We start from the raw sequence: 2,409 nt of genomic DNA, 5'->3' as shown, positions 1-2,409 counted from the left end.
ACGGGCGGGACGCCCATCCCACAAATATGTGTAAATTATTTAATTCGCGATCCTATGTTGAGCCAAAACCCTAATAGGAGGACACTGTGAGTATTGAACAAGCCTTAATGGAGCAAATCCGATTCCTCACCCCAGAGCAGCAACAGGAAGTCCTGGACTTTGCAGCCTTGCTCCGGCAGCGAGCTCCTGGCGTCTCGAAAAAGAAGCGTATACCCGGATTGCATAAAGGAAATGCCTATTGGATGGCAGACGACTTTGATGTTCCGCTTCCAGATGAGTTTTGGTTAGGAGAAGCATGAAACTACTGCTCGATACGCACACCTTCATCTGGTGGGACAGGGAACCTGAATTAATTCCGCCTGCAACCCTAGCACTGATGCAGCAGGATGACGCCCAGCTTGTCGTCAGCATTGTGAGCTTGTGGGAAATCCAAATTAAAACTCAAATTGGCAAACTCAACCTACAATCCCCTCTTGCTGAAATCATTGCTCAGCAGCAGTCTGAAAATGGAATTCTCTTGCTCCCGGTCACCCTTCCTCACATTCTGGAGCTGGATAATTTGCCTCAACATCACAAAGATCCGTTCGATCGCCTGCTTATTGCTCAATGCCGTACTGAAACTGCAACACTGGTGAGCCGTGACACGATTTTCAAGCAATACGATTGCCAATTGATTTGGTAAGCAGTATGCAGAGAGTAGAAGGCAATGTGAAGATGAAAACTTACCGCCTCCCGCCTACTAAATCGAGTTCGCGATCGCGTTGGCTTCTACGAGCATTTTGCCCGGATGTTGGGGGTGAGAACAGACAAGAATAGTTTTTGCGATCGCCCATTTATTCAGCAATTCCTAGTTACCCATTGCAGAGTTGTGCAATGATAACTACTTTAGAGAGCAACAGGAAATACAAACTTAAGCAATTAACTTGGCACAAACTACTCTAGTTCTATCTAATATATTTATTGTAGAACTAATACTGACCACAAGCTCACTATAAAAACAAAGGAGAAAAAAATGGATGACAAACTGGTTCGTCACTTTAGCAACTGGCACAATACTGAGATGCCCGATCGAAGTTATGAGAAAACAACCACAAAATCAAACAAGTCATGAATGTTGTGAGATCGGGTGACTCCGATTCAGAGGTTGAACAAATTCATAATCAATTAAAGCATCTGGAATTTGATGTTAGCATTGTTGACAATCGGTTCGGACAAAAAACTAAATTAGCCATTGAATAATTTAAAAAGCAAAAAGGGCTAAGTTATGATGTCAATCCAGTGGTTCTTTAACAAACGCATCAACATCAAACTATTCACCAGTTGTGCCTTGAGTTTAACGCTGATCGTAACTCCGGCAGTTCTGGCGGGTTATGCACCGGGCGATCAAAAGCCTGTCCCTCCAGAGAGAAGATCGGATGGAGGAACGACTAGAGGGTGTTCTGGAGGAGGTATGCCGCTAACCGTTCTTGCCTCTGCGAACTACGTCGGACGAACGATTTCTCGATACCCTACGTTCGCTTGGTTTGTGCCTAATGATTCTGCCTCCAAGCCCATAAAATTCACGATATACGAGTGGATTCCAGGCGCTAAACCCAAACAAGTTCGTCAGATGTCCTTGCAGAGTTCACCGGGAATTATGAAATTATCCCCGTTCTCGAATAGCGAATTAGGGTTGCAACAGGAGAAACAATATCTTTGGCAAATTGTGATCAATTGCGACCCAGATAACCCCTCAGGCGATCTAGTAAGCGAGGCAAATATTGAGGTTGTAGCAATGCCTGCGGCTGTACAAAGTAAACTCAACAGGGCAGTAAATAGTGTTGAAAAAGCTAATATCTATGCTGAGGCAGGTTTATGGTACAACGCGCTAGATGAAGCGCTCAAACTGGCTCAAGCATCGAAACTGGGAGAAGTGGGCTCAACTCTGTTAAAAGATTTGGCTCAGTCGGAAGCATCAAAAACCACTTCTGAATTGTCGCCAAAAGAACGCTCCGATCGCGCGAAACAAATTGAAAACTTGAAGCAGATTGCAGATAGCGCGCGCTGATACCAGATCCGGGTTGGGCATCTCCTTTATAAATCTTCCGCTTGGTGTCAGAGTCTATGCGATTGCTTCACGCAGTGAACAATGACAATAAAAAGGATAAAATACCCGGATTTGGTATGACATACTCGATCGCCTCTACTTTTTAGCAACATTTTAGTTATGACCTATGAAGAAGCATTCGCACTCGTTACGGGAACTATAGCTCCTCAATCTCTAAGCGAACTACCAATAGCTGTTCTTCGAGGAGGGGCTCTTCTGGCTTTTTGGTGAAAAGTGTATAATGAGATAGGATTTCTTGATTTCTACTCTATGGATCTTCATCTTGACAGACTGCTTAATCTACCCGATGTTACTGTTGAAAG

3 protein-coding genes are annotated in these 2,409 nt (G+C 44.2%); all 3 read left to right on the top strand.

Features of this window, described 5'->3' with window-relative positions:
• Positions 1 to 86 precede the first annotated feature (86 nt).
• The 3 genes from QT974_RS33500 to QT974_RS33490 all read left to right on the top strand — a co-directional run bounded on the left by QT974_RS33500 (position 87) and on the right by QT974_RS33490 (position 2,047).
• Positions 87 to 299: a DUF2281 domain-containing protein gene (locus tag QT974_RS33500; RefSeq protein ID WP_333472674.1), complete on the top strand. Its 213-nt coding sequence runs from the start codon at positions 87 to 89 to the stop codon at positions 297 to 299.
• Positions 296 to 682 (top strand): type II toxin-antitoxin system VapC family toxin, encoded by a 387-nt coding sequence (locus tag QT974_RS33495; protein WP_333472673.1) that lies wholly within the window; start codon positions 296 to 298, stop codon positions 680 to 682. Before QT974_RS33500 ends, QT974_RS33495 begins: the two co-directional genes overlap by 4 nt.
• 582 nt (positions 683 to 1,264) lie before the next feature.
• Complete coding sequence (locus QT974_RS33490; protein WP_333472672.1) at positions 1,265 to 2,047, top strand: DUF928 domain-containing protein; 783 nt, start codon at positions 1,265 to 1,267, stop codon at positions 2,045 to 2,047.
• Positions 2,048 to 2,409: the final 362 nt, after the last annotated feature.

This window comes from Microcoleus sp. BM001215392, from assembly GCF_036700185.1.
Classification (GTDB): domain Bacteria; phylum Cyanobacteriota; class Cyanobacteriia; order Cyanobacteriales; family Microcoleaceae; genus Microcoleus.
The sequence above is the reverse complement of the archived record's forward strand: the minus strand, read 5'-3'. Positions and strand labels throughout refer to the sequence as shown.